Source organism: Streptomyces sp. NPDC052301 (genome assembly GCF_044593395.1).
Lineage (GTDB): Bacteria > Actinomycetota > Actinomycetes > Streptomycetales > Streptomycetaceae > Streptomyces.
The window spans coordinates 610,142-636,112 of sequence record NZ_JBIUBE010000002.1; the positions used below are offsets into that span (position 1 = coordinate 610,142).

Here is a 25,971-nt window from a genome sequence, read left to right on the forward strand (position 1 = left end):
CTTCGTGCGCGCTGATGCTCGACGAGCAGGCGCGCATCCTGCTGCTGCGCCACGGTGGTGTCCTTGCGGGAGCGTGGGCCGATGTGACGGCCGCGCGTCGGCGGCCCGTCGGTGCCCGAGGAACGGCGGTGACATCAGCGCCCAGGCCCCGTTCCCCCCCCCCGGCTCAGCCGATCGGGTGACGGAGTTGTCCACAGGCCGCCCGCTCTCCACGGAACCGCTCCGCGGCCTTCTGCCCGTCCCTCCGGCGCCGTACCGTGATGCACACGAGCCGCAGCCGTCGGACGGTCAAGTCCACGTCGGGGCTTGTTAACTGACGGGACATCACACACGTCGGACGGCAGTGGCCCGACACGCATCGGGGGGACGCATGGGCGGGGAGACGACCGGGACTCTGCGGCGAGACGCGATCGGTCTGCGCGAGGTCCTGTTCCAGAGCGTCACGGCGATGGCGCCCGCCGCCGCGGTGGCCGCGTCGATTCCGTCGGGCGCCGCCTTCGCGGGCGGCAGCCTGCCGCTGGCGGTGCTGATCGCCCTGGTGGCCTGCCTGTTCACCGCATCGTGCGTGGCCGAGCTGGCACGCGAGCTGCCTGCCGCGGGCTCGGTGGCCACCTATGCGGCGCGCGGGCTGCACCCAGCCGTGGGCTTCCTCGTCGGATGGGGCTACGTGTTCGTGGAGATGCTCGTCCCACCCCTGCTGCTCCTGCAACTGGGCTTCACCGCGGCCGGCACGCTGCACGAGGAGTGGTCCTCGTACCCGGCGGACCTGTGGTGGCCCTGGTCGCTGGCGGGAGCCGGTGTCATCGCCGTCACCGGTTATCTCGGCGTCCGCGCCTCGGCCCGCTTCGGCACCGTCCTCGGCGTCTTCGAGATCCTCGTCTTCCTGGCGTTCTCCCTCCTGCTCATCGGCAGGGCGGGCGACGCCAACACCCTCTCGGTGTTCGGCACGTCCCACACCGCCGACGCTCACGCGGGAGTCGGCGGCGTGTTCGCCGGATCCGTGTACACGGTTCTGGCGTTCGCCGGGTTCGAGGCGGCGGCGCCGCTCGCCGAGGAGACCCGCGACCCCCGCCGCACGATGCACCGCGCGGTCCTCGGGGCCGCGCTGGGCATCGGACTCTTCTACGTGATCACCACCTACGCGATGACCGTCTACTTCGGCCCGGACCGCTTCGCGAAGTTCGGCGCGTCGGGCGAGGCGTCCTGGGACGGGGTCGCCCGCGCCTCCTTCGGCCTGTTCTGGGTGCTGGTGTTCCTCGCGGTGGTCAACTCCACGATCGCCAACGCCAACGCGTGCGCGAACGTCTCCACCCGTACGGCCTTCGCCCTGGCCCGCATCCGGGTACTGCCCCGTCTGCTGGCCACGCTCCATCCCCGGCACCGCTCCCCCGTGGCCGGTACGGCCGCGCAGACCGTCGTGGCGGTCGGCGCGGTGCTGGGACTCGGTTTCGCCTACGACCCCGTGACCGCGTTCCTGCTCCTCGCCACGGTGATCGTCACCGTCGTCGTCGGCGTCTACATCGTCGTCGACCTCGCCTGCGCGGGCCACTTCCTGCGTGCCGGCCGGGGCGCCCTGAAGCCGGTACGCCACCTGCTCTTCCCCCTGCTGGGCATCGCGGCCTTCGTCCCGGCGCTGCTGACCGCCGCCGGACTCCCGGTGTTCGACTTCGTGACCGAGCTGACGCCTCCGGTGTCCTATGCGGGGCCGGTCGTCGGCGCCTGGATGGCGGCGGGACTGGTGGTGCTGCTGGTACTGATGCGACGTCACCCGGAGCGCATAGCCGAGACCGCACGCGTGCACCTCGAGGAGTACGACCCCGCGGTCGGCCCTCGGCAGGACGGCACCGTAGCGCGCTGACCCCTCGAGCCGGAGGAACGGAGCCGGCCACGCCCCGACCTGCCTCCACGCCACGGCCCCGGGCCACCGCCACCCGACGACCCCGGGCCACCGCCACTCCGCGACCCCGAGCCGCCGCCACCCCCCGCCCACGAGCCGCCGCCTCTCCCCAGACTCGAGCCACTCGCCCCGTGACCACCGCTGCCAGAAGGGACCCCTGTCACGATGACCGACCCCCGGATCCTCACCGTGCGCCCGGAGCCGGACCAGTACGCCTGGACGTTCGGTGGCGCGGCGCCGATGGCCCGGATCGCGCCCGGCACCGTTCTCGACCTGTACACCGAGGACTGCTTCGCCGGCCGGGTCCGCTCCGAGAAGGACCTCGTCTCCGAGGTCTGCGAGTTCCCGTTCCTCAATCCGCAGACCGGCCCCTTCCACATCGAGGGCGCCGAGCCCGGCGACACGGTGGCCGTGCACTTCGTGTCGATCGAACCGGCCCGCGACTGGGCGGCGTCGACGACGGTACCCCTCTTCGGCGCGCTCACCTCCACATACAGCACGGCCACTCTGCAGCCTCCGCTGCCGGAGCGGGTCTGGATCTGGCAGCTCGACCGCGCACGGCGTACGGCCCTGTTCCGGGCGCAGGACAGTGATTTCGAGATCGAACTGCCCCTGGACCCGATGCACGGGACGGTGGGCGTGGCCCCCGCCAACCTGGAGGTGCGCTCCGCCCTGGTCCCGGACGCGCACGGCGGGAACATGGACACGCCCGAGATGCGGGCCGGCGTCACCTGCTACCTGGGGGTGAACGTCGAGGGCGCTCTGCTCAGCCTGGGCGACGGACACGCCCGGCAGGGCGAGGGCGAGACCTGCGGGGTGGCCGTGGAGTGCGCGATGCACACGGTGGTGGTCGTGGAGCTCCTCAAGGACGTCGCGACACCGTGGCCCCGCCTGGAGTCGGACACGCACATCGTCTCGACCGGCTCGGCGCGGCCGCTGGAGGACGCGTTCCGGATATCGCAGCTCGACCTGGTGCAGTGGTTGGTGCGCGACTACGGATTCAGTGAGCTGGACGCGTATCAGTTCGCAACCCAGGCGGTCGAATCACCGTTGGCCAACGTGTGCGACACGAACTACACCTGCGTGGCCAAGCTCCGCAAGGAGTGGCTGCCCGCGCGGGAGACGTACCGCGGTGTGCACGCGCGGCTGCGGGAGACCGCGGCAGCCCTGCGCCGCTGACGGACGTCGGCGTGCCCGCACGGCGCCGAGGTCCGGCCGACCCCGATGACGTGCCCGCACGGCGCCTTGCTCCGCTCCCCCCCACACACTCCTGAAAGGCACCCGCCGATGGACATGGACCCGATCGGCCCGGCTGAACCGACCACGTCAGCGGGCCCGGCACGGCCACGCCTCAACAGACGCCGGCTCCTCAAGGGCGCGGCACTCGCCGCCGTCCCCTACGCGCTGCTCCCCGACCCCCGCGCCGGTGCCCAGACCGGGACCGTCGACTATCCGCCCGCCGAGTGGCAGCCGGCGAACGCCGCCAACTACACCTCGTCGTACCGCCCCGGCAGCTACGCCGTCGACCGGGTGATCATCCACGTCACACAGGAGACGTACGCCGACACGCTGGCGATCTTCGCGGACCCGCAGAAGAAGGTCTCCGCGCACTATCTCGTCCGCTCGGCCGACGGTCATGTCGCCCAGTGCGTGCACGACACCGACATCGCCTGGCACGCCGGCAACTGGGACTACAACACCCGCAGCATCGGAATCGAACACGAGGGCTGGGTGGACCAGCCCGCCTACTTCACCAACGCCCTCTACGAGCAGTCGGCGCGGCTCACCGCGGCGATCTGCGACCTGTACGGCATTCCGAAGGACAGGGAGCACATCATCGGCCACTACCAGGTCCCGGGCACGGACCACACCGACCCGGGACCGGAGTGGGACTGGGTCCGCTATCTGAGACTGGTCAACTTCGCCTAGCCTTCGACACGGCCGTCCGGCCGGCCGTGTCGAACCGGTTGTCGGCGCGAACACTGCGCGTGACGATGGTCGTAGCCACAACACCGCCGTTCTCACCGTCCGGGGAGGCCGACTTGACCGATCCGTGGGTGGCCCTGGAGCCGGGGGCCGACCCCGCCGAGCGCGTCCGCCTGCTGCGCCGGGCGCACGAGACGTTCACCAGTGTGGGCACGGTGCCGCGCCCTGTCCGGTCGGTGGTGGCGGAGTCGTGGCGACGCAGCGCACGGGCCGGGGTCGGGCCGGACGGCACCGCCAGCGTGGAGCTGACCGACGCCGACCTCGGCGCCTACCGCGCGGAGCATCCGCTGGCCCCGGTGATGCCGCTGTTCCGGGAGCTGATGGGTACGTTCGCCGCAGACGGCGAGCATCTGCTGGCGGTGTGCGACGCGCACGGCAGGCTGCTGTGGGTCGAGGGGCATCCGGCGACCCGGCGGCGGGCGGACCGGATGAACTTCGTGCCGGGAGCACGCTGGTCGGAGAACGCGGTGGGCACCAACGCGCCGGGTACCGCGGTCGCGGTGGGCCGGCCGGTGCAGGTGTTCGCCGCGGAACACTTCATACGCCGGGTCCAGCCATGGACCTGCGCGGCGGCGCCGGTGCACGATCCGCGCACCGGCCGGGTCCTGGGCGCGGTGGACATCACCGGCGGGGACGGGCTGGCGCACCCGCACAGCCTCGGGTTCGTGCAGGCGGTGGCGCGGGCGGCGGAGGCGCAGTTGGCCCTGCTCGCCCCGCCGCGCCGCACGCAGGACACGCCGCTGCTGAGCGCGCTGGGCCGGCACGAGGCGGAACTCGTCCTGGACGGACGCCGGATCCGGCTCAGCCGCCGGCACAGCGAGCTCCTCGTGCTGCTGTCCGTGCATCCCGAGGGGCTCACCGGTGACGAGTTGCTGTGCGCGCTGTACGCGGACGAGTCGGTGACCCCGGTGACGCTGCGGGCCGAACTGGCCCGGCTGCGCAGGTTGCTGGGTCCGGGGCTGCTCGCTTCCCGGCCGTACCGGCTCGCGGTCGCGGTCGAGTCGGACGCCACCATGGTGGAGCGACGGCTGGAGGCAGGGGCGCTCACCGCGGCCATGGAGGCGTACACCGGGCCGCTGCTGCCCGGTTCGCAGGCCCCGGCGATCGTACGGCTGCGGGACCGTCTCACCGACGGGCTGCGCACGGCACTGATGGCGCACCGCGATCCGGACCTGCTGGCGGACTGGGCGCACGCGTCCTGGGGGGAGGACGACCTCCAGGTGTGGCGGGCGCTCGCAGCGGTGCGGCCCACCGCGCCGGTGCGGGCCCGGCTCACCGCGCTCGAGGCCGAACTGACCGCACCGGCCGGCCGGGCACCGGCGCGGATGCGCGGCGCAACGTGGGTGCAACGTCCGTCTGCCTAGCCTCGCGGGCGAGAGCTGCCCAACGGCGGGCAGCGCTGCACCGGGAGGCAGACCAGCATGACTCGTTACGCGGCGCCGGGCACCGAAGGCGCGATCGTCTCCTACCAGGCGCGCTACGACCACTTCATCGGCGGCGCGTACGTACCGCCGATGCGCGGGCAGTACTTCGAGAATCCGTCGCCGGTCAACGGGCAGCCGTTCACGGAGATCGCGCGCGGTACCGCGGAGGACGTCGAGCGGGCGCTGGACGCGGCGCACCAGGCCGCCCCGGGGTGGGGCCGCACGTCGGTGACGGAGCGCAGTGACGTCCTGCGGAAGATCGCCGACCGGATGGAGGCCAATCTCGAAGCCCTCGCGGTCGCGGAGAGCTGGGAGAACGGCAAGCCGGTGCGGGAGACGCTGGCGGCGGACATCCCGCTGGCGATCGACCACTTCCGCTACTTCGCGGGGGCGATCCGGGCGCAGGAGGGGTCGTTGGGCGAGATCGACGACGACACGGTGGCGTACCACTTCCACGAGCCACTCGGGGTCGTCGCGCAGATCATCCCGTGGAACTTCCCGATCCTGATGGCGGCGTGGAAGCTGGCGCCGGCGCTCGCCACGGGGAACGCGGTCGTCCTCAAGCCCGCGGAGCAGACCCCGGCGTCCATCCACTACTGGATGAGCCTGATCGCGGACCTGCTGCCGCCGGGTGTCGTGAACATCGTCAACGGCTTCGGGGTCGAGGCGGGCAAGCCGCTGGCGTCCAGCCCGCGGGTGGCGAAGGTGGCGTTCACCGGCGAGACCACGACGGGGCGGCTGATCATGCAGTACGCGTCGGAGAACATCAAGCCGGTCACGCTCGAGCTCGGCGGCAAGTCGCCGAACATCTTCTTCGACGACGTGTGGGCACACGACGACGACTTCCGTGACAAGGCACTCGAGGGCTTCACCATGTTCGCGCTCAACCAGGGCGAGGTGTGCACCTGCCCGTCCCGGGCGCTGATCCAGCGGGGCCACTACACGGAGTTCCTCGAGGCGGCGGTCGAGCGCACCCGGCAGATCAAGCCGGGCCACCCGCTGGACACCGACACGATGATCGGCGCCCAGGCATCCAACGACCAGTTGGAGAAGATCCTGTCCTACCTGGACATCGGCCGGCAGGAGGGCGCGAGGGTCCTCACGGGCGGGGAGCGCATCGAGCACGACGGCGAGCTCAAGGGCGGCTACTACGTCCAGCCGACCGTCTTCGAGGGCGACAACCGCATGCGGATCTTCCAGGAGGAGATCTTCGGCCCGGTCGTCTCGGTGGCCTCCTTCGACGACTTCGACGACGCGATCAAGATCGCCAACGACACGTTGTACGGCCTCGGCGCGGGCGTGTGGACCCGGGACGCCAACACCGCCTACCGCGCGGGCCGCGCGATCCAGGCGGGCCGCGTGTGGACCAACTGCTACCACGCCTACCCCGCGCACGCGGCGTTCGGAGGCTACAAGCAGTCCGGGATCGGCCGCGAGACGCACAAGATGATGCTGGAGCACTACCAGCAGACGAAGAACCTCCTGGTGTCGTACTCGCCGAAGAAGCTGGGCTTCTTCTAGACACGTGCGAAAAGGCGCCTGACCTGGGTTTTCACCCGTCAGGCGCCCTTCGCTCAACCCGCTCTCGACCGAGCCCGGCTTGCGCGCTAACTCCCAACTCCTCCCACGACTGCACCCCTCCTGACCAGTGCTTCCGGACCAGTCACGGACCAAACCCCCGGTTCAGCCCTCGGGTACGTCACCTCGCCACGCAGCGAACTGCGCTGAAGAGGCTGCCGAGCCTCATCAGCAACGGGCACACCTCCGTCCCCGTGCGCCTGCGCCCTATGTCGAGCCACTGACCGATACCGACGAGGAAGACCACCATGGCTGCCCCCGCCCCGACCACACCGCTCACCCCGGCCGAGAGACCCAGCACGTGGTGAACGGCCTGCCGGTACGCCAGATCGCCGACGCCGAGACGTTGTCGCACCACACGGTCCGCGCGCACCTGCTCTCTCTGCGCAAGAAGCTGCACTGCCCCGAACGCTGCTCCCTCGCCGTCGTCACCCACCGCCTTCTGTAACAACTCCAGAAACACGTTCACTGGACAGACCCGGTCGGTACTGCATCCGTTCGAACCGGGCCTTGGGAATCTGCACGCTCCAGCCGGTGCCGTGCAGCATCAGGTCCAGCCCGGAAAGGGTGTACTCGACGCCGAACCTGTGACGTACGACCTCGGTGATCCTGGCCGAGCTCCGGCACTGGTCGCTCCAAGCGGCGGCGGGCCGGCCTCTGACACCGCCTGCGGAAAGCGCGGTCGAGCGGGCATCGCCGGGGCCCTTGGAGACCAGGGCCTGCCGACCGCCCGAAGCCGACGCCCGACGCCGGCGGTTCGCCGACCTACGCGTCACCCTGAACCGCCGGGCCGCACAGCGCGGCCCACGACAGCCGGCACGCCCCCACGTAACCCGCCCCCTCAAAGATCTCCAGAGGGGCGGGAACGCGGTGTGGCTTGGTGGCCGAGACGTCACGACCGACCCCGTCCGTTCATGTCCGGCGGGGCCGTACGTCCGTTCCGGCACGGCCCGGCGGTTTCGCCTGCACTCGGCGGTCGGTGAGACATCTGGTGAACGCATGGAGTGGAGCGCCAGGAAGCGGCGCGTGTCTACGGGCGCGGAGTGCGCCCGGCGGCGCCCGCCCACGGCCGTCGTCAGGCGCGTCCGGGAGGAGCGGCAGGTAGCTGCAAGGACACAGCCCATATCGTTTCTTCCACCAAGCACACCCCGAGCCGCACGACAATGCAGTGCCAACAACAGCCACCAGGCGAGGTGCACGCATTCCGGGGGTTTTGAATTCCGCATATCATGCGACTTTTATGAACGTCCTTGCCACCGACTCACGTTTTGCAGCTAGCTGGGTGATGCGCCCACTTCCGGCCCAGGTTCCCGATGAACCCTGGGCAGACCGACGGCACACCGGGCAGTGCCGGGTCGTCGGTCAGGGAAGCGGTCGGGAAACCGCACGTGAGGAGTAGTCATGAAGAAGGCATACGAGGCACCGACGCTCGTCCGGCTCGGCACCTTCCGGAAGGAAACGGGGCTCCTTCAGCGCTCCGGCAACGACCGGCTGATCCTGAGCAAGAACTGACGACCGACGGTCCTTGACCCGACGTCATGACTGAACTGCACGAAAGTGCGGGGACGGGCCCCGGCGACGCGCATTTCGCGGTCTTCACCGACCGTGCGGACGCGGCCGCCGTGGCCCGCTCCTTCACCCGCCCCGGAAGCCGGATCCTCGCGCATGCGTCGGGCCGGCCCTGGCTGGTCGGCCGCTGGCACGACGACGAAATGGTCACGGCGACCGCCGGCGGTGCCGCCGTCGCCGTCGTCGGCTGCTGCCCCATCGACGCCGGTGAACTGCGGCGGCGGGCCGCACGGTTGCGCGATCTCGCGGAGCTCGACGCCCTGGCCCGTTCCCTCCCCGGCAGTTTCCACCTCGTGGGCGCCCTCGACGGACAGATCAGGGTTCAGGGCACCGCCTCCGGCCTGCGACTGGTCTTCCACGCGGAGACGGACGGCGTGCGGGTGGCCGCCACCCGTGCCGACACGCTCGCCGCCGTCCTGGGCCTCGACCCCGACGTGGAAGAGCTGGCCGTAAGGCTGCTGTGGCCCGCCCCGTATCCGCTGTTCGAGACGTCTCTGTGGCGCGCGGTCACCGCCGTTCCTCCACAGGACGCCGTGATTGTCGCCGCGGACGGGCGCACCGTACGGCATACCCGGTGGTGGACACCGCCGGAGCCGGTCCGGCCGCTCGCCGAAGCGGCGCCGCTGATCCGGACCGCGCTGGAGGAGGCCGTCGGCGCGCGTACCCGGCAGGGCGGCGTGGTGAGCTGCGACCTGTCCGGCGGCCTGGACTCCACCTCCGTCTGCTTCCTGGCCGACCGCTCCCCCGCCCGCGTGGTGGCCAGTACATGGCCGGGACGCGATCCGGCGGACACCGACCTGTACTGGGCGGAGCGGGCGATGGGCCACCTCCCGGACGTCGAGCACGTGGTCTGGGACGCCGACGCGTCGCCGCTGGTCTACGAGGACCTGCTCGCCATCGACGACCTCCTCGACGAGCCCACCATCGGCGTCATGGACCGCTCCCGGGTCCTGCATCATCTGCCCGGCCTCGCCTCACGCGGCAGCCGGTTGCACCTGACCGGCATCGGCGGCGACCACGTGGCATGGTGCTCAGAGGCGTACTACCACCGGCTGCTGCGCGGCCGTCCGCTCTTCGCCCTGCGCCAGTTGCGCGGGTTCCGGGCACTGTGGCAGTGGCCGCTCGCCGGCACGGTCCGCGCTCTCGCCGACTCCCGGCCGTACGGGAAATGGCTCGCCGACGCAGCCGGCCGGCTGCGTGGCCCGTTGGCCCCGTCGGTCGCGACGGGTCTCGGCTGGGGCATGGCCCCGCGCCTGTTCGACTGGGTGACTCCCGACGCCGAACAGATGGCCCGTCAGGCACTGCTTGCGGCCTCGGAGACCATCTCGCCACTGCATCCGGACCGTGGCCTGCACACCGACCTGGAACAGATCCGCTCGTGCACCCGCGTCATCCGGCAGTGGGACCGGATGGCAGCCCGCGCCGGCCTGCCGATGGCTTCTCCCTTCCTCGACGACCGCGTCATCGAGGCATGTCTCGCCGTACGCCCGAGCGAGCGCGTCACGCCCTGGGCGTACAAGCCCGTCCTGAGCGCCGCGATGCGCGGGATCGTGCCCGAGGCCTGCCTGCGGCGGGCCAACAAGGCCACGGCCTCCATGGACGCCTCCAACGGACTGCGGGAACACCGCGCCGACCTGCTGACCCTGTGGGAGGACTCGCGGCTGGAGGCGCTGGGCCTGGTGGACGGCGCCGAACTCCGCCGCCTCGCCCGGAGGCCCGCCTCTCCGGGGCTGTCCGACGCCATCCTCTACTCCACGATCGCCGCGGAGGTGTGGCTGCGGGGACTCGCCCGCACCCGCACCCATGTCCCACACCCCTGACCACGTCCCCACGTCAGAAAGGCCCCACACATGCCCCTGCGGTTCGGTGACAACGTCTCCACGGCCGAGACCGACTACGGCACGGTACTGCTGGACGAACGGGCCGGTGCCTATTGGGAGTTGAATCCGACCGCCACTCTGGTCGTGCGGACGCTGCTCGACGGCGGCGAGGAGTCGGACGCGGCCGCCGCCCTGGTCCGGGAGTTCGACATCGACCAGGCGCAGGCCGTGCAGGACGTCGGGACGCTCGTACGGGAGTTGCGGAGTTCGGGGCTCGCCTCATGACGACGCCCAGCGCGCTGGAACGACCCGCCGGTGTTCCTGTGGCCCGGCGCCTGGCCGCCCGCCTCGTCCTGCTCCCCGCCGTCGTCCTCGCTCTTCTGCCGCCCCGCCGCATCCGCACCGTACTCGGCATCCTGCGGCGCGGTGCCGCGCCCGCCACCGCCGCGCAGGCCCAGAACGCGCGCGACGCCATGTGCGCCGCCAGCCTGCGCTGCGCCGGTCCGAAGGGGTGCCTGCCACGCTCTCTGGGGGCGGCACTGGTGTGCCGGCTCGGCGGAACATGGCCGACCTGGTGCACCGGCGTACGCGTCGTCCCGCCCTTCACTGCACATGCCTGGATCGAGGCGGAGGGCCGTCCCGTCGGCGAGGGTGTGCCGGACGGCTACTTCGCCCGGCTCGTGGCCGTCGATCCGCTGCCACGGCCGACCGCCCGATGACCGGCACGACGGTTCTGAACGGCGGCCGGGGCGCGGTCACCGAGGGTGACAAGTCCACCCGGGCGGCGGTGGCCACGATGTACCGGCTCACCGCCGGGCACCGGAGCGCCGTCGCGGTCGCCACGGTACTGACCCTCGTGGGCTCCGCCCTGGGACTGGCCCAGCCGCTCGTCGCCAAGCACGTCGTGGACGCGAGCGGCCGCGGGCAGGTCATCTGGCCGCTGCTGGCACTCCTCTGCGCACTGTTCCTCACCGAAGCGGTGACGGGAGCCGCGGGACGCTTCCTTCTGGAACGGATGGGAGAAGGTGTCGTACGGCAGCTCAGACACGGGCTGGTGGGGCGGCTGCTCCGGCTGGAGATGAGGGAGTACGAACGCCACCGGGGCGGCGACCTCATCTCCCGGGTGACGGCCGACACCACCCTGCTCCGGGAGGTCGTGTCGCAGGCCCTCGTCGATCTGGTGACGGGAAGCCTTGTCGCCGCCGGGGCGATCGTCCTCATGGCGTGGCTCGACCCTCTGCTGCTGCTTCTGGTCGCCGTCACTGTGGCCGCGGCGGCCCTGGTCGTGGCCTCGCTACTCACCGGCATCAGAGGCGCGTCCGAACAGATGCAGGACTCGGTCGGTGCCATCGCCGCCGACCTGGAACGCGCCCTCGGTGCCCTGCCGATGGTCCGGGTGCACCGCGCCGAGGAGCGCGAGGCGGCTTGCATCGGCGCACGCGTCGAGGCGGCCTACGGCGCGGGGGTACGCACCGCGAAGCTCGCTTCTGTCATGAGCCCCGCTGTCGAACTCGCCGTTCAGGGCTCCTTCCTCATCGTCCTGGTCGTCGGCGGCCTGCGCGTCAACGGCCGGGCCGGCTCCCTCGGCGACCTCGTAGCCTTCCTGCTGTACGCCTCGTACCTCGTCCTGCCGCTGTCCTCCGTCTTCCGTGCCGTGGGCCTCATCCAACGCGGGATGGGCGCCTACCAGCGCATCGACGAGGCGCTCCGTCTGCCTGTCGAGCCCACCGCGCCGCGGATCACGGGAGTCCGCACGCACACCCCCCGGCCGGCCGTGCCGTCCGCAACCCCCGCGCAGCCCGCCCTCGCCCTGCGCGACGTCCGCTTCGGCTACGCCCCGGGCAGGCCGGTCCTCCGCGACGTCTCGTTCGCCGTCGAGCACCGGCAGCACGTCGCCCTGGTGGGGCGGTCCGGAGCCGGCAAGAGCACGGTGTTCGCGCTGGTGGCGAGGTTCTACGAGCCGGACGCGGGCCACGTGCTCTTCGACGGACGGCCTGCGACCGAACTCACCCTGGACGCATGCCGCCGACGCATCGCCGTCGTCGACCAGAACACTCACGTCGTCCACGGCACCCTGCGCGACAACATCACCTACGCCGTGCCCGACGCCACGGAAGCGGAGATTCGGCGCGTCACGGAACTTGCCCGACTCGAAGAAGTCGTCGACCGGCTGCCCGGCGGCCTGAGCGCCGTCATCGGTGAACGCGGCAGCACCCTCTCCGGCGGCGAACGCCAACGCATCGCCCTCGCCCGCGCGTTGCTGGCCCGCCCCGCGTTGCTCCTGCTGGACGAGCCCACCTCCCACCTCGACGCGATCAATGAATCGGCGCTCACCACCGTCATGAAAGACGTCGCCCAGGAGTGCGCCCTGCTGGTTGTCGCCCACCGCCTGTCCACCGTGCAGCACGCCGACCACATCATCGTCCTGCACGACGGCCGCACCGCCGCCGGCGGACGCCACGAGGAGTTGCTGGCCGACAACGCCCTCTACCGCGAACTGGCCGCCAGCCAGATGCTCCGGCCAGGAGGGGGGCCCGGCGGCGCCGGAGCGGGGACGGCCGGCTGACACCGTGCCGTTCCCGGATCTCAGCCGACCAGGATCAGGGCCATGCACGGGCCGACGGCCCAACGGTCGCCGCCATGAGTTGCGTTCCTGCCGGTCAACACTGGTGCGGTAGCTGTACCGCCATGAAACGAAGAATCTTCTGGTGTCGTACTCGCCGAAGAGGCTGGGCTTCTTCTAGAGCCTGAAGTCGGTTACCTGGAGGCGTCGTTGCGCTCCAGGCAACCGACACGGCAGGCAGCCGCACGGAGGCCCGGCGCAAGCGTGCCGACCTGTTGCAACGACAGAAGCAGCTGAGCGGTGCCGAGGCGAAACGAGGCCGGGGCAGGAGCGCCCTGATCGCGGCTCATGCCGAGGGAGGTGTCCGCGGCGGAGTCTTCCCCATCCCACAGGGAACCCCCTCGCCCCAAGGGGCCGAGCCCACGGACGCCGGTCAGGCCGGCCCGAGGGCGACCGGATACAGTGCGCGGGACGGCAGCCTGGTCAGGGAGGGGAAGCGTGACCGACACCAGCGACACACGGCCCGCCGAGGGTGAAGCGCAAGCGCCGCGGCAGAGCCGACTGCACCGCCTGATGCGCTTCATCCCCCTGATCGCCCCCGTCCTGCTGTGGGCCGTGCCCTGCTGGATGCTCCTGTACACCGGCCAGCACTGGCCGCTGCCCGTCACGCTGGTCGGCACCGCCTTGTCCGTCCTCGGTCTCGCCGGTATGCCGCTCGCGATGGTGCGCGGCCACGGCCGGCGCCAGCAGGACCGGGCGGCGATCGTCGGTGACACCCTGCTGGGCACGAGCTGGGTCCTGTTCACCTGGTCCGTTCTGCTCGGCGTCTTCTTGCGGCTCGCCCTGACCGTGGCCGGCGTCGGTGAGAGTCAGGACCGGGCCCGCCTCGTCACGTGGGCCGTCCTCGGTGTGACCGCCGTGCTGCTCGCCTGGGGGTACGCCGAGGCCCGCCGCGTGCCACGCGTGCGCCGACTCGACGTACAACTCCCCCGACTGGGGGCCGGATTGGACGGCACCCGCGTCGTCCTCATCACCGACACCCACTACGGCCCACTCGATCGCGCCCGCTGGTCGGCACGGGTCTGCGAGACGGTGAACACCCTGGAAGCCGACCTGGTCTGCCACACCGGCGACATCGCGGACGGCACGGCCGAACGCCGCCGCGCCCAGGCCGCCCCACTCGGAACCGTGCGGGCCACCCGGGCCCGTGTGTACGTCACCGGCAACCACGAGTACTACAGCGAGGCCCAGGGCTGGGTCGACCTGATGGACGAGCTGGGCTGGGAGCCGCTGCGCAACCGCCATCTGCTGCTCGAACGCGGAGGCGACACCCTCGTGGTGGCCGGGGTGGACGACGTCACCGCCGAGTCCTCCGGCCTGACAGGCCACCGAGCCCACCTCGCCGGTGCCCTGGACGGCGCCGACCCCGACCTGCCCGTCCTGCTCCTGGCACACCAGCCCAAGTTCATCGACCGGGCAGCAGCGGCCGGCATCGACCTCCAACTCTCCGGCCACACCCACGGCGGCCAGATCTGGCCCTTCCACCACCTGGTACGCATCGACCAGCCCGTCCTCGCCGGCCTCAGCCACCACGGCTCCCGCACCCTCCTCTACACCAGCCGCGGCACCGGCTTCTGGGGCCCGCCGTTCCGCGTCTTCGCCCCCAGCGAGATCACCCTGCTCGTGCTCCGCTCCCCGCACCTGCCCAGCTCGATGTAGCACTCGACGGGCCGGCACATCGGCTGGGAGCAGTCCGTGAGCCGAGGGATGCGGCGTCGACGGGTGACCAGGCCCGTCTCCCTGAGGACAAGATCCGCGCCATTCCCGGGCCGACGGCTCCGACGAGCCGTACGGGGCCACGTGGCCGGTCAGTGACCCGAGGATTCCGGTCGGCCCGGTGGTTCCGTGCCGTCCGCCGTGCGCGGGACGCGGCCGTACAGGATCGCCACCGTGCCCAGTCCGATGGCCGCGCCGATCAGTTGTGCCCCGACGAAGGGAGCGACGGAGGCGGGGGCGATTCCGGTGGCGCTGTCGGTGAGGGCGCGGCCGATGGTCATGGCGGGGTTGGCGAAGGCGGTGGACGAGGTGAACCAGCAGGCGCTGCCGAGGTAGCAGGCCACGGCGGCCGGGGTGAGTCCGGCACGGCCGGTGCGTTCCAGGCCGACGACGAGCAGGATCAGACCGGCCGTGGCGACGGCCTCGCCCAGCCACAGGTGTCCGGCGAACCGTTCGTGGGTGGAGAGCCGCAGGACCGGCCTGGCGAACATGGCGTCGGCCAGGACCGCGCCGCCGATCCCGCCGGCCACCTGCGCGGGTATGTACGCGGCGACGTCCCGCACGGTCGGTCCGGTGCCGTGGCGGCGGCCGACGTACCACGCGCACAGGGTGACCGCCGGGTTGAGGTGTCCGCCGGACACCGGCCCCAGCAGGGTCAGCAGCACGCCCAGGCCGAACACGGCGGCGAGCGAGCCGGCCAGCAACTGCACGCCGGCGTCCTGCGACAGCGCGGCGGCCTGGATCCCGGAGCCGACGGCCACGGTCACGAGCAGCCCCGTCCCCACCGCCTCGGCGGCGACGCGGCCGGCGAGCGAGCCTGCCGTACGGTGTACGGCGACGTAGCGGGACAGGCGTCCGGCTCGTCCGGTGCGCCGGGGCGCGCGCACCGGCACGTCTGCGTTCCCGAGTCGCGCGGCCGGCCGCTGCTCCGCCGAGCACACGACGACGGCCGGCCGCTCGGGCAGCGCGTCATTCGTCATGAGAGGCAGTCTGGGCAGAGTCCCCGTCCGAGGACAGTGGAGGAATCCCCGATCCTGTGCGTACCCGCTCGTCGGTTGCGACTGCGGCGTCGACAGCCGTTCGGGCCCCGGCGCCGCGTTTCACCCGCTCGGCTCGCCCCGATGGCTGCCGGGCGCCGCACCCCGGAGGGTCGTGAGGAGAAGCCCGAGGTCCACGCCGAAAGGGCACGTGATGCGCAGCTACCCGCCCAGCGACGTACGCGGTCTCGTCGGAGACCAGCAGACCTGCGCGCCGGTCTCCTGCCGAAATGCCCTGGACCGGCTCTGCCGACCGTGGTCCGGCTCGGCGAGCGCCTTCACCTCTCTCCCTTCCCTGCCCGTCCGCCGGCTGCGGACGCTGCCGGCGGACCCGGCCCCCGACGTTGCGTCCGGCGCCGCCCCGACCGCACGGACGTAGGGGCGGGGATGCCCGGAGCCGCCGGCCAGGACCTGCCCGCCGCCGTCCTGGAGGCCCTGTTCACCCAAGCACCCCTGGGGCTGTACGTCTTCGACGAACAGTTGCGGATCGTGCAGTACAACACCGCCGCGCGCGGGATGCGCGGGGTCCCCCGTGACGCGGTGCTGGGAAGGCGGATCGACGAGGTCGCGGAGGGCTTCGACGAAGCGGAACTCCCCGCACTGGCCCGCCGGGTGCTCGCGGGCGGGGGACCGATCCGCGACCGTCTGATCCGCGGCCGGCCTCCCGGTGACCCGGACCGCGAACTGGTGGTCTCGGTGTCGGTCTTCCGGGTGCGGCCCGGCGACGGGCGCGCGTTCGGGGTCGCCGTCGTCCAGGACGTCACCGCACGCCAGAACGCGGCGGACCGGCTGGCGGTCCTTCACGACGCCCACCGCGCCATCGGTACCAGCCTGGACGTCCGGGCCACGGCGAACGCGCTGGCCGACGTGGTGGTGGGCCGGTTCGCGGACGCGGTGACCGTGGACGTGCTCGACGAGGCGGTACGCGGCGCCGCCCTGTCCGCGGGGCCGGTCGAGGCGGACGTACCGCTGCGCCGGGCCGCCTTCCGCTCGGCGACCGGCGGTCCGGGACCGGTGCGGGAGGGCGGGCTGACCACCTTCCCGTTCCCGACGCCGTTCACCCAGAGCCTGCACGACGCCGTACCCCGGCTCGTCGCCCGTCTGTCGGCGGACGAGCCCTGGCTGGCCACCGATCCGGAGCGGACCCGAGTGCTGACCGAGGCCGGTGTGCACTCGCTGATCGTGACACCGCTCGTCGTGCGCGGCGCCGTCCTCGGCGTCGTCGGGTACTACCGGCACAGCGTTCCACAGCCGTACGACAACGACGATCTGGCCCTGGCCGAGCAGCTGGCCCGGCACACGGCGCTCTGCATGGACAACGCCCGCAACTACGCCCGCGAACGTGCCGTCGCCACCGCCCTGCAACGCCACCTGCTGCCCCGCACACCGCCCGAGCTGACCGCCGTCGACACCGCGTCCCTGCACCTGCCCGGATTGCGGGGCGGAGGCGGGGACTGGTACGACGTGCTCCCGCTGTCCGGCAGCAGGGTCGCCCTGACCGTCGGTGACGTCACCGGCAGTGGCATCGAGGTCGCCGCCGCCATGGGTCAGCTGCGTACGGCCCTGATGACGCTCGCGGCCCGGGACCCGGCGCCCGATGAGCTGCTGTCCTGCCTGGACGACATCACCGCGGCGCTGCCCCGGGAGGCCCATGAGCCGGTCACCGCGTCATGTCTGTACGCCGTCTACGACCCGGTGACCCGCATCTGCACGGCCGCCGGCGCCGGGCACACGGCCCCGGTGGTCGTCGGAGCGGACGGCGAGCCCATCCTCTTCGAGCCACCGGTCGGCCCGCTGCTCGGCACCGGCCGCGGCGGGTACGAGTCGGCCCGCGTCGAACTCCCCGAGGGCAGCCTGCTGGGGATGTACACGAGCGGTCTGGTCCGTACGGCGCCAAACCCGCGGAGGACCCTGCACCGCGTCCTGTCCCATCCCGGTCAGGCGCTGCGGCAGCTCGCCGACGACGCGGTGTACGCGCTGATGCGCGGACAGGGGGAGGACGACGCGGTCCTGCTGCTGGCCCGGACGCACGGGCTGGACGAGGAGAGCCTCGCCGAGTGGACACTGCCCGAGGACCCGGCCGTCGTGGGCACCGCCCGCCGCCTCGCCGAACACCAGTTGGCGGCCTGGAAGCTGGACGATCTGGCGTTCACCACGGAGCTGGTCGTCAGCGAACTGGTCACCAACGCCCTCCGCTACGGCAGCCCGCCGATCCGGCTGCGGATGATCCGCGACCGCAGCCTGGTGTGCGAGGTCTCCGACGGCAGCAGCACCGCCCCGCATCTGCGCCATGCCCGCGCCCTCGACGAGGGCGGGCGGGGGCTGGAGATCGTCGCCCAGCTCGCGAAGCGCTGGGGGACCCGGTTCGGGCGGCACGGCAAGACCATCTGGTGCGAGCAGGCGACGGACGGTCGCTGAGCGCCGTCGGAGCCGACCGGGTCCGACGGCGGGACTGCTCCGTCGGAGCCGGCCGGGTCCGCCATCGGGACTGCTCCGTTGGAGTGCTGCGGGCCGCCGCTGTAGTGCGGCCTCTTCGGGGGTGTGATCCGGTGCGCCGTTTACTGAGGCGACGACAGGCCCGAGGAGCGACCGTGAGCGGAACCGTGGACCCGTCGCCGCCTCCCGGAGGGGCCGCGCGTCGGCCCTCCCTGCTCAGCGCCGGCTATCTGCGGCTCCTGCTGCTCTCGCTCGTGTTCGGTGTGCCCGTCGCGCTCGCCTGCTTCTTCTTCGTCAGCCTCCAGCAGTGGCTCCAGCACCAGGTGTGGGAGGTACTCCCCGCGGCCGTCGGCTACGCCCGCGTCCCCTGGTGGTGGCCGCTGCCCGCCCTCGCCCTGGCCGGCCTGATCCTGGCCCCGATCGTCACCCGGGTGCCCGGACACGGCGGGCACATCCCGGCGCGGGGACTGGGCGGTGCGCCCGTCGGGCCGCGTGAGCTGCCGGGAGTCTTCCTGGCAGCCGTCCTGACCCTGCCCCTGGGTGTCGTGCTGGGTCCCGAGGCGCCGCTGATGGCGGTCGGATCCGCACTCGCGCTGCTCGCGCTGCAGCTGCGCCGGAAGGCGATCGAGCCCCACGAGAAGACGGTGGTGGCCACCGCCGGGTCGACGGCGGCGATCTCCACCATCCTCGGGGGGCCGATCGTGGCGGCGATCATGGTGGTGGAGGCGGCCGGCCTCGCCGGTCCCGAGCTCGCCGTTCTGTTGCTGCCCTGTCTGACCGCGAGCGCGGCGGGTGCCCTCGTCTTCACCGGGTTCGGCCGGTGGACCGGTCTGTCCGTCGGCGCCCTGGGTCTGCCCACCGTGCCGCCGAACGTGCTCCCGGACGCGGGCGACTTCCTGTGGGGCATCCCCGCGGCCGCGCTGGTCACCGTGGTCATGACCCTCGGGCACCGGCTCGGGGAGCGCACCCACCGGTGGACGGCGAGGCGCGCCACGGCCGTCCGCACCGTTGTGTGCGCCGTGGCGGCCGGCGTGTTCCTCGCCGCCTACGCCCTGATCACCGGCCGCTCCCCCGCGCAGGCCTCGCTGTCGGGTCAGGCCGCGCTGAGCGAGCTGGCCGCGGACCCGCACGCCTGGTCCGTCGGGGCCCTCGTCGCGCTGGTCCTGTGCAAGGCGGTGGCCTGGGGCATCTGTCTGGGCAGCATGCGCGGCGGCCCGATCTTCCCCTCCGTACTGCTGGGTTCCGCGACCGCCCTGGCCTGCGCGGGACTTCCCGGTCTCGGCGTCACCCCCGCCCTCGGCCTCGGCATGGCCGCCGGCGCCACGACCGTCACGGGGCTTCCGCTGACCAGCTCGGTCCTGGCCGTCCTGCTCCTCGGCCATGACGCCCACAACCAGATGCCCCTCGTCGTCATCGCCGCCGTCGTCGCGGTCATCACCGGCCGGCTGCTGCGGGGGCGGCGCGACGAGGAGACCCGCGGGCAGCAGGCCGCCCCGTCCTGATCCTCGGGCGGCGGGTCCGAGGAGCCGGCCTTCGAGCCGTGCCCGTGCCAAGGACACGGAAGGTCGTCCGGGATCCGGGGGCGGGCGCTTTTCCGGCCGACACGCGATGCTGGGTGGTGCGAGCGACTCTACGAGGACGCCAGGAGGCTCGGCCGGTGATCGCCGTCGATCCGTTGGACAGCGCCTCGGTGCTGGCCGCCTTCGGCGCGCTCGGGGTCCTGACGGTGATCTTCGCGGAGTCGGGCCTGCTGGTCGTCGGCTTCTTCCTGCCCGGCGACACCCTGCTGTTCCCGGCCGGTGTGCTGTGCACGGGGAGTGCGACCCAGCCGCCGCGGCTGGCGTTGTGGCAGGTGCTGTTGTGCGCGGCGGTGGGTGCGGTGGCCGGCGGGCAGGTGGGATATCTGGTCGGGCGGCGCGGCGGACGGGCCCTGCTGGCGCGCACGAGCAGCCGGCGGGTGAAGACGGCGGCCGCCCGGGCAGAGGAACTGCTGGCGCGGTACGGCTACGGCAAGGCACTGGTGATCGGACGGTTCGTGCCGCTGCTGCGGACGGTGCTGCACCCGGTGGCGGGGGCGCTCGGGGTGCCCACGCGGAGGTTCACCCTGTGGCAGACGGTGGGCGGAATCCTCTGGTCGCAGGCGCTCGTCCTGGCCGGCTACACCCTCGGCGCGTCCGTGCCGCACGTCGACGACTATCTGCTGCCGCTGGTCGGCGTGGTCGTGGCCCTCTCCCTGCTGCCCCTGCTGCTCGAGGCCCGCCGCTCACGCCACGAGCGCCGGGCCTCGCCCCATCCCGCGCCCCACGACCGATCACCGGCCGGCCCGCCCGGGCCCCGCTCACGTCCGGAGCATCGGGACCCGCCCCGCCCGACGCCCCCTACAGATCAGCCACCCGGTGCGTGACCCGCCCCGCCACCACCGTGAGCACCACCGGAAGCGCGGCCAGGTCGGTATCGGCCACCCGCAAGGGATCGTCGGCCAGCACGGTCAGGTCGGCGCGGCGGCCGACGGCCGGCAGACCGGCGGCGTGCTCCTCGCCCGCGGCCCAGGCGGCGTTGACCGTCATGCCCTGGAGGGCCTGCAGGGCGGTGAGGGCCTGGCCCGGGCCGTGCGGGGGCAGGGAGAGGTCGGCGGGGCGGCGGTGCCGGGCGCCGGCCATGACCTGGAGCGGTGGGTACGGCGCGATGGGCCAGTCGGAGCCGAGGACGACCTTCGCCCCGGCCTCCCACAGGTCGCGGCAGCGGAACGCGCGCCCGGCCCGCTCCTCGCCCAGCCGACGCGACCAGTTGTCGGTGTGGTCGGCGCGGGTGAACTCGCAGCAGTGGGTGGGCTGCATGGAGGCCGCGACGCCGAGCGGGGCGAACCGCCGTACCGTGTCGTCGGGCACGGTCTCGATGTGCTCGACCCGGTGTCGTACCGGGCGTGCCGCTCCAAGGGTGTCGCTGCGCGCCTTCTCGACGGAGTCGAGCACATGGCGGACCGCCGCGTCGCCGATCGCGTGGGTGGCCGTCGGCACGCCCGCGCGGTGCAGGGCGGTGATCACCTGGGTGTGGCGCTGCGGGTCGGGCCAGTAGGCGTGCGCGGACTGGCCGTGGCAGTCGGGCGCCTCCAGCCAGGCGGTGCCGTTGTCGATCGTGCCGTCCATGAAGAGCTTCACGCCCGCCACGCCCCACAGTGCGCCGCCGGTGCCCTGGAGCCGCACGAGGTCGGCGACGGTGTCGTCGTCCGCCTCGGGCCGGCACCAGGGAGCCACGCGCAGCCGCAGGGGCAGGGCGTCCTCGGCCTCCAGGACGGCGTGGACGGCGAGACTGTCGCCGTTCGCGTCCATGGCGTGCCCGCCGGTGAGGCCGGAGGCGGCCATGGCACGCAGCACCTCTGCGGACCGGGCCCGCACCTCGGCCTCGGTGCGGACCGGCGGCGGGCGCGCCCAGCGAGGTCGTCACGCGGGCGATGTACGGGGTGCGCGGGAACCGGGTCAACAACGCGGTGACCGGATGGATGATCTCGGTCTGCTGCTTCGCGCCGAACCTGGCCGCCGCGGCCGCCGCGGCCTTCTCGCTGGTCGCGCGGACGGGGCTGCCGGTGAACGACGCGGTGAAGGCGGTGGTCGTGGTGCTCATCGCCGCAGTCACCCTCGCCATCAGCGTCTACGGCCATGCCGCGATCGACCGGCTGTACGTGCCCATCACCCTGGCCCTGATGGTCGTCTTCGCCGTCGTGGCCGTCGCCGTCGTCCGGCACGCCGACTTCGGCTACGCGCCGGACCGGCCACTGAGCGGCGGCGACCTCTGGGTGACCATGCCGGCCGGCGTCGCCCTCATGGCCTCGGGCCCGCTGTCGTACACCACCGGCGCGGACTTCTCGCGGTATCTGCCGCGCACCACCTCGGCGCGGGCGGTGGCAGGCTGGACGGCGTTGGGCGGGTTCCTGCCCAGCGTCGTGGTGTGCGGCATCGGCGCGGCCGCCGCGACCGCCGTCGACATGAGCGACCCGGAGTCCGCCCTGCAGCCACTGTTGCCGAACTGGTTCCGCCCGGTGTTCCTGCTCGCGCTGGTCCTCGGCACGGTCGCCCTCAACGCGCTCACCGCCTACAGCGCCGGTCTCGCCCTCCAGGCCGTGGGCATCCGCGTCCGGCGCTCGTTCAGCGACATCCTGCTGCGCCGCAACCGTTACGACGGCCTCGCCCTCGCCGACGAGACCCCCACCGGCCCCTCCTGGTACCGGGGCGGCGTCAACTGGTCGGGCGCGCCGGCCCTTGCCGTGGGTGTCACCGCCTCCGCCCTGTGCGTCGACACGGTCTACACGGGACCGCTGGCCGCAGCGCTGGGCGGAGTCGACCTGGCGCTGCCGGCCGGCCTGCTGGTGGCCTCGGCGGTCTACGCCTTGCTGATGCGCCGGCTCCGCACGACCGCCTGAGGACGGGACCGGGACTCACACGTCCCCGAGGAACCCGGGATCGGCCGTCCCCATCTGCCGGGCGAAGTCGGCGGCCACTCCCAGGACTTCCCGCATCGCCACTCCCCGCCGGCTGGTGGCGGCCAGATCCTCGTGCGCCTGCTCGGACCACAAAAACGGATAGACGGTGATGCCCTGCGTGAGGTCGCAGGCCCTTGCCTCCTCGCGCCAGCCCGGCCAGCGCAGCCCGTCGTAGAACGTCTCCAGCCGACCGGACAGCAGCCACCACACCCAGTCGGTATGACCCATGTCCAACGCCTCCCACTCCAGGGTGTCGGGCGCGAAGTACGTCATCTGCCCGGGCGCGCCCGGCCGGCCGGTCCGGGCGGGGTCGTGGCCGTTCAGGCCGAACACCCCGCCGAGCACGTCGTGGCCGACGACGAGTCCGGTGGCCGGGTGCCAGCCGGGCTCGAAGGCGGCGGGAAATCCGTTGACCCGGCCGAGGCTCGGCAGACCGCTCATGGCGGAGCCCGCCCCGTACGCCCGCACCCACCCGTCGTCCAGCACGAGCCCGCCGCAGTGGAGGGTCAGCGCGCCGAGCACCGACCGTGCGGTGACCTGCAGTTGCAGCAGACAGCGGCGGCCCTCGTCGGGGTCGGCGGGCAGAACCCGCAGCGGCACGGCGCTACCGGCGATCGCTTCCTGGAGGTGCGGCCACGCCGGGTCGTCCACCTGGACCAGCTCGTCGATCTCTCGCATCCTGGGATGATCGCAGCCGAGCCCGCCCCGGCACCGAGAGGGTCACCGCTTCTTGCGGCGCTTGCGGTTCGGTCGGTGGGGGCGGTGGGCCGTGGTCAGCTCCCCTATCGCCGTGCGGACGTGGGCCGGGTCGCCGGGACGGGATCCGCCGGCGCACCACCAGGACGGGCGGCCCGCGTCCTCGGACACGTGCATCCCCAGCCCGTGCAGGGTGCAGACCGGCCACGCCTGCCACAGGAACTCCACAACCGTCTCCTGGGCGGCCTCGGCGACGGCTGGGAGCGCCCCGGCCGCCGTCGCTTCCGGAGGCAGGGCGTTGCCGTGGAAGTAGCCGCTCTCGAAGGCCACGTGCACGTGCTCGTCCTCGCCCTCCTCCCAGCCCGGGTACGCGATCAGGCACAGCGGCCGCTGCTCGGGCAGGGTCGCCGCGAGGTCCCGGTTGACCACCGCCAGCGCCTCGTCCCAGAGCGGGAATTCACCCTCGGCGACGAAACGCGGCTCGGGCTGTCGGACGGGGTGGGGATGCATGATCCCATCTTCTCACCCGGTCACCGCGACTAGTCTTGCCGCCGACCCACCGCCCGGCGAACAGGAGAGCCACGAGATGCAGGTACGCCGTGTCGTGCCCAACGTCCGGTCGACCGCGCTGCCGCGGAGCGCGGAGTTCTACGGTGTCCTGGGTCTCGAGGAGGTCATGAACCACGGCTGGATCATGACGCTGGCCTCCACCGGTGACCCGGCCGTGCAGCTGAGCCTCATGAGCGAGGACCGCACCGCCCCGGTCGCCCCGGACCTCAGCATCGAGGTGGACGACGTCGACGCGGCGTACGCGGCGATGCGCGAGCGCGGTGCGGAGATCGTGCACCCGCTCACCGACGAGGACTGGGGCGTGCGCCGGTTCTTCGTGCGCGATCCGAACGGGCGTGTGGTCAACGTGCTCGGTCACCGCTGACCCGGCGGGCGCGGACGCGAGCCTTCTGGACGGGGCCCTGACGGCCCGTGAGACTGGGCGGATCCGACGCCCCCGCTTCTCAGGACGGTGAACCATGGAAGAGGAATCTCCCCGCGTCGAACTCACCCCGCAGGCCGCCGAGCTGGTGCGCCGGCTGCGCGCCGCCCACGGTCCGCTGATGTTCCACCAGTCCGGCGGCTGCTGCGACGGCAGCGCGCCCATGTGCTACCCGGACGGAGAGTTCCGCACCGGCGGCTCGGACGTGCTGCTGGCGGAATTGACGGTGGAGGGCGTGGCGGAGCCCGTCACCTTCTGGATGTCGCGCAGCCAGTACGAGGCTTGGAGCCACACCCGGTTGATCGTGGACGTCGTTCCCGGACGGGGCAGCGGTTTCTCCCTGGAGGCACCCGAGGGGGTGCGTTTTCTCACCCGTTCTCGCGTAGTCGACGCCTAGTCCGCCCGCCGTCCGCCGCCGTCTGGTGCACTGCCCCCGATAGCTGGGTCGGTCGACGAGACATCAGGGGGCACGGTGACGAGACGTCACGAGCGTTCGGCAGCGGGCAGATCGGTTCTCACGGTTGTCACGGCGTTCGGTGTGCTGGCCGGTGCGGCCCTGGCGGGGGCGGCGCCGGCCGGTGCCGTACCGACGGCCAGGCGGATCGCGCCGGGGGTCACCTACCGGCAGTTCGACCTCGCCGTGGCCGCCGGTACGACGCACGCCCATCTGCTCACGGTCGACCTGGGCAATCCCCATGTCCGGGTCGATCTGCTCCACCCGGGCGCCGTGGCGGCCCGGGCCACCGTCTCCCGGCTGGCGGACTCGGCCGGGGCGGTCGCGGGGGTCAACGGTGACTTCTTCGACATCACCGAGACCCAGCACCCGGGCGTGGAGGCCACGGGCGCGAGCGTCGGACCCGCCGTCGCGGACGGGCAGGTGCTCAAGGCGGCGGTGCCGAAGGGCCAGCGGTTCGGGCCCGCGCTGCCCCCGGGGACCAGCACACAGGACGTCTTCGGCGTGGGCACCGACCGGCGGGCGCGCCTGGACCGCCTCTCCCTCGCCGGCACCGTCACCACGCCCGACGGCGCGCTGCCCCTCAAGGGCCTGAACCAGTACGCGCTGCCGCAGAACTCCGTCGGCGCCTTCACCCCCCGCTGGGGCACCGCCTCACGGGAGCGCGCCGTCTGCGGCACCGACACCGACCGGGCCGCGAAGTGCAGCACCGAGACCTACGAGGTGAAGGTGAGGGACGGCCGGGTGGTGTCCGCCTCCGACGCCCCGGGGAGCGGTTCCATCCCCTCGGGCACCACGGTCCTGGTGGGCCGCGAGAAGGGCGCGCAGTGGCTGCGGAAGCTGTCGGTGGGCGACCGGGTGCGCGTCACCCACACACTCGTGGCGGCCGGCTCCGGGGTGCCGTACGCGTTCGCGATCGGCGGCTTCCCCGTGCTGCGGGGCGGCGAGCCGCTGTCCGGGCTCGACGACGCCACGTCGGCGGTGCGCACGGTCGTCGGCTTCCGCGGCGGCGGCCGGCAGATGCTCATCCTGGCCCTGGACGGGGCGGCGGAGTACCGCAGCGGCATGACCGTCGCCGAGGAGGCGGACACCATGCGGTCGCTGGGCGCGTCCGACGCGTTCAACCTCGACGGCGGCGGCTCCACTGAGATGGTCACCCGCGCCGCGGGTGCGAGCTCCGTGACGGTCCGCAACCACCCGAGCGGCGAGACGGAGCGTCCGGTGCCGAACGGCGTGGGGGTCTTCTCCACCGGCTGAGGCCGCCGTG

The 25,971-nt window shown here is 72.6% G+C and carries 22 protein-coding genes and 2 pseudogenes; 19 read left to right on the plus strand and 5 right to left on the minus strand.

Features of this window, described 5'->3' with window-relative positions; translation table 11 throughout:
- Nucleotides 1–370: 370 nt before the first annotated feature.
- The 6 genes from ACIHEJ_RS06420 to ACIHEJ_RS06445 all read left to right on the plus strand — a co-directional run bounded on the left by ACIHEJ_RS06420 (nucleotide 371) and on the right by ACIHEJ_RS06445 (nucleotide 7,333).
- On the plus strand, nucleotides 371–1,858 hold the full coding sequence (locus ACIHEJ_RS06420; RefSeq protein ID WP_400132488.1) for an APC family permease: 1,488 nt from the start codon (nucleotides 371–373) through the stop codon (nucleotides 1,856–1,858).
- Between the two features lie 204 nt (nucleotides 1,859–2,062).
- Entirely contained in the window at nucleotides 2,063–3,076 is a 1,014-nt protein-coding gene (locus ACIHEJ_RS06425; RefSeq protein WP_400132489.1) for an acetamidase/formamidase family protein, read from the plus strand.
- Nucleotides 3,077–3,190: 114 nt separating this feature from the next.
- Nucleotides 3,191–3,826 carry an N-acetylmuramoyl-L-alanine amidase gene (locus tag ACIHEJ_RS06430; protein WP_400132875.1) on the plus strand — a complete coding sequence of 212 codons (636 nt, stop codon included), beginning with the start codon at nucleotides 3,191–3,193 and terminating at the stop codon, nucleotides 3,824–3,826.
- A gap of 113 nt (nucleotides 3,827–3,939) precedes the next feature.
- A complete protein-coding gene (locus tag ACIHEJ_RS06435) occupies nucleotides 3,940–5,247 on the plus strand; it encodes a GAF domain-containing protein (RefSeq protein ID WP_400132490.1) in 1,308 nt (435 codons plus the stop codon).
- Nucleotides 5,248–5,304: 57 nt separating this feature from the next.
- Nucleotides 5,305–6,828: an aldehyde dehydrogenase family protein gene (locus ACIHEJ_RS06440; protein WP_400132491.1), complete on the plus strand. Its 1,524-nt coding sequence runs from the start codon at nucleotides 5,305–5,307 to the stop codon at nucleotides 6,826–6,828.
- Between the two features lie 361 nt (nucleotides 6,829–7,189).
- Nucleotides 7,190–7,333, plus strand: coding sequence for a LuxR C-terminal-related transcriptional regulator (locus ACIHEJ_RS06445; protein WP_400132492.1), 144 nt, complete (start codon nucleotides 7,190–7,192; stop codon nucleotides 7,331–7,333).
- On the opposite strand, the gene ACIHEJ_RS06450 is transcribed toward ACIHEJ_RS06445, so the two are convergent.
- Complete coding sequence (locus ACIHEJ_RS06450) at nucleotides 7,314–8,111, minus strand: winged helix-turn-helix domain-containing protein (protein ID WP_400132493.1); 798 nt, start codon at nucleotides 8,109–8,111, stop codon at nucleotides 7,314–7,316. The two genes, ACIHEJ_RS06445 and ACIHEJ_RS06450, sit on opposite strands and share 20 nt — an antisense overlap.
- Nucleotides 8,112–8,286: 175 nt before the next feature.
- On the opposite strand from ACIHEJ_RS06450, the gene ACIHEJ_RS06455 reads away from it, so the two are divergent.
- From ACIHEJ_RS06455 to ACIHEJ_RS06480, 6 genes are all read left to right on the plus strand, one after another.
- Nucleotides 8,287–8,397, plus strand: coding sequence for a keywimysin-related RiPP (locus ACIHEJ_RS06455; RefSeq protein ID WP_107047813.1), 111 nt, complete (start codon nucleotides 8,287–8,289; stop codon nucleotides 8,395–8,397).
- A 26-nt stretch (nucleotides 8,398–8,423) separates the two neighbouring features.
- Nucleotides 8,424–10,274, plus strand: a complete 1,851-nt coding sequence (locus ACIHEJ_RS06460) for a lasso peptide isopeptide bond-forming cyclase (protein WP_400132494.1) — start codon at nucleotides 8,424–8,426, stop codon at nucleotides 10,272–10,274.
- Nucleotides 10,275–10,304: 30 nt separating this feature from the next.
- Nucleotides 10,305–10,559, plus strand: coding sequence for a lasso peptide biosynthesis PqqD family chaperone (locus ACIHEJ_RS06465; protein ID WP_400132495.1), 255 nt, complete (start codon nucleotides 10,305–10,307; stop codon nucleotides 10,557–10,559).
- Complete coding sequence (locus ACIHEJ_RS06470; protein WP_362686284.1) at nucleotides 10,556–10,993, plus strand: lasso peptide biosynthesis B2 protein; 438 nt, start codon at nucleotides 10,556–10,558, stop codon at nucleotides 10,991–10,993. The genes ACIHEJ_RS06465 and ACIHEJ_RS06470 overlap by 4 nt, the downstream gene beginning before the upstream one ends.
- Entirely contained in the window at nucleotides 10,990–12,840 is a 1,851-nt protein-coding gene (locus tag ACIHEJ_RS06475) for an ABC transporter ATP-binding protein (protein WP_400132496.1), read from the plus strand. The genes ACIHEJ_RS06470 and ACIHEJ_RS06475 overlap by 4 nt, the downstream gene beginning before the upstream one ends.
- 495 nt (nucleotides 12,841–13,335) lie before the next feature.
- Nucleotides 13,336–14,556 carry a metallophosphoesterase gene (locus ACIHEJ_RS06480; RefSeq protein WP_400132497.1) on the plus strand — a complete coding sequence of 407 codons (1,221 nt, stop codon included), beginning with the start codon at nucleotides 13,336–13,338 and terminating at the stop codon, nucleotides 14,554–14,556.
- A gap of 149 nt (nucleotides 14,557–14,705) precedes the next feature.
- On the opposite strand, the gene ACIHEJ_RS06485 is transcribed toward ACIHEJ_RS06480, so the two are convergent.
- Complete coding sequence (locus ACIHEJ_RS06485) at nucleotides 14,706–15,593, minus strand: aquaporin (RefSeq protein ID WP_400132498.1); 888 nt, start codon at nucleotides 15,591–15,593, stop codon at nucleotides 14,706–14,708.
- A gap of 444 nt (nucleotides 15,594–16,037) precedes the next feature.
- Here ACIHEJ_RS06485 and ACIHEJ_RS06490 point away from each other — a divergent pair, with 444 nt between their 5' ends.
- The 3 genes from ACIHEJ_RS06490 to ACIHEJ_RS06500 all read left to right on the plus strand — a co-directional run bounded on the left by ACIHEJ_RS06490 (nucleotide 16,038) and on the right by ACIHEJ_RS06500 (nucleotide 20,490).
- Entirely contained in the window at nucleotides 16,038–18,068 is a 2,031-nt protein-coding gene (locus ACIHEJ_RS06490; RefSeq protein WP_400132499.1) for a SpoIIE family protein phosphatase, read from the plus strand.
- 173 nt (nucleotides 18,069–18,241) lie between these two features.
- A complete protein-coding gene (locus ACIHEJ_RS06495) occupies nucleotides 18,242–19,588 on the plus strand; it encodes a chloride channel protein (RefSeq protein ID WP_400132500.1) in 1,347 nt (448 codons plus the stop codon).
- A 155-nt stretch (nucleotides 19,589–19,743) separates the two neighbouring features.
- On the plus strand, nucleotides 19,744–20,490 hold the full coding sequence (locus ACIHEJ_RS06500) for a DedA family protein (RefSeq protein WP_400132501.1): 747 nt from the start codon (nucleotides 19,744–19,746) through the stop codon (nucleotides 20,488–20,490).
- On the opposite strand, the pseudogene ACIHEJ_RS06505 reads toward ACIHEJ_RS06500, so the two are convergent.
- A pseudogene (locus tag ACIHEJ_RS06505) lies at nucleotides 20,465–21,511 on the minus strand (amidohydrolase); the annotation flags it as partial. The gene ACIHEJ_RS06500 and the pseudogene ACIHEJ_RS06505 overlap by 26 nt on opposite strands.
- Between ACIHEJ_RS06505 and ACIHEJ_RS06510 the strand changes: the two are divergent.
- Nucleotides 21,496–22,503, plus strand: a pseudogene (locus ACIHEJ_RS06510) (cytosine permease); the annotation flags it as partial. The pseudogenes ACIHEJ_RS06505 and ACIHEJ_RS06510 overlap by 16 nt on opposite strands.
- Before the next feature lie 15 nt (nucleotides 22,504–22,518).
- On the opposite strand, the gene ACIHEJ_RS06515 reads toward ACIHEJ_RS06510, so the two are convergent.
- Both ACIHEJ_RS06515 and ACIHEJ_RS06520 read right to left on the minus strand, forming a co-directional pair.
- Complete coding sequence (locus ACIHEJ_RS06515) at nucleotides 22,519–23,241, minus strand: DUF2625 domain-containing protein (RefSeq protein WP_400132502.1); 723 nt, start codon at nucleotides 23,239–23,241, stop codon at nucleotides 22,519–22,521.
- A 42-nt stretch (nucleotides 23,242–23,283) separates the two neighbouring features.
- Complete coding sequence (locus tag ACIHEJ_RS06520) at nucleotides 23,284–23,769, minus strand: hypothetical protein (protein WP_400132503.1); 486 nt, start codon at nucleotides 23,767–23,769, stop codon at nucleotides 23,284–23,286.
- Nucleotides 23,770–23,845: 76 nt separating this feature from the next.
- On the opposite strand from ACIHEJ_RS06520, the gene ACIHEJ_RS06525 reads away from it, so the two are divergent.
- The 3 genes from ACIHEJ_RS06525 (at nucleotide 23,846) to ACIHEJ_RS06535 (ending at nucleotide 25,961) form a co-directional block, all read left to right on the plus strand.
- The gene (locus ACIHEJ_RS06525) at nucleotides 23,846–24,193 is read left to right on the plus strand and encodes a VOC family protein (protein WP_400132877.1); all 348 of its coding nucleotides are present in this window, start codon (nucleotides 23,846–23,848) and stop codon (nucleotides 24,191–24,193) included.
- Between the two features lie 94 nt (nucleotides 24,194–24,287).
- Nucleotides 24,288–24,647 carry a DUF779 domain-containing protein gene (locus ACIHEJ_RS06530; protein WP_400132504.1) on the plus strand — a complete coding sequence of 120 codons (360 nt, stop codon included), beginning with the start codon at nucleotides 24,288–24,290 and terminating at the stop codon, nucleotides 24,645–24,647.
- Nucleotides 24,648–24,722: 75 nt separating this feature from the next.
- Nucleotides 24,723–25,961 (plus strand): phosphodiester glycosidase family protein, encoded by a 1,239-nt coding sequence (locus ACIHEJ_RS06535; RefSeq protein WP_400132505.1) that lies wholly within the window; start codon nucleotides 24,723–24,725, stop codon nucleotides 25,959–25,961.
- Nucleotides 25,962–25,971: the final 10 nt, after the last annotated feature.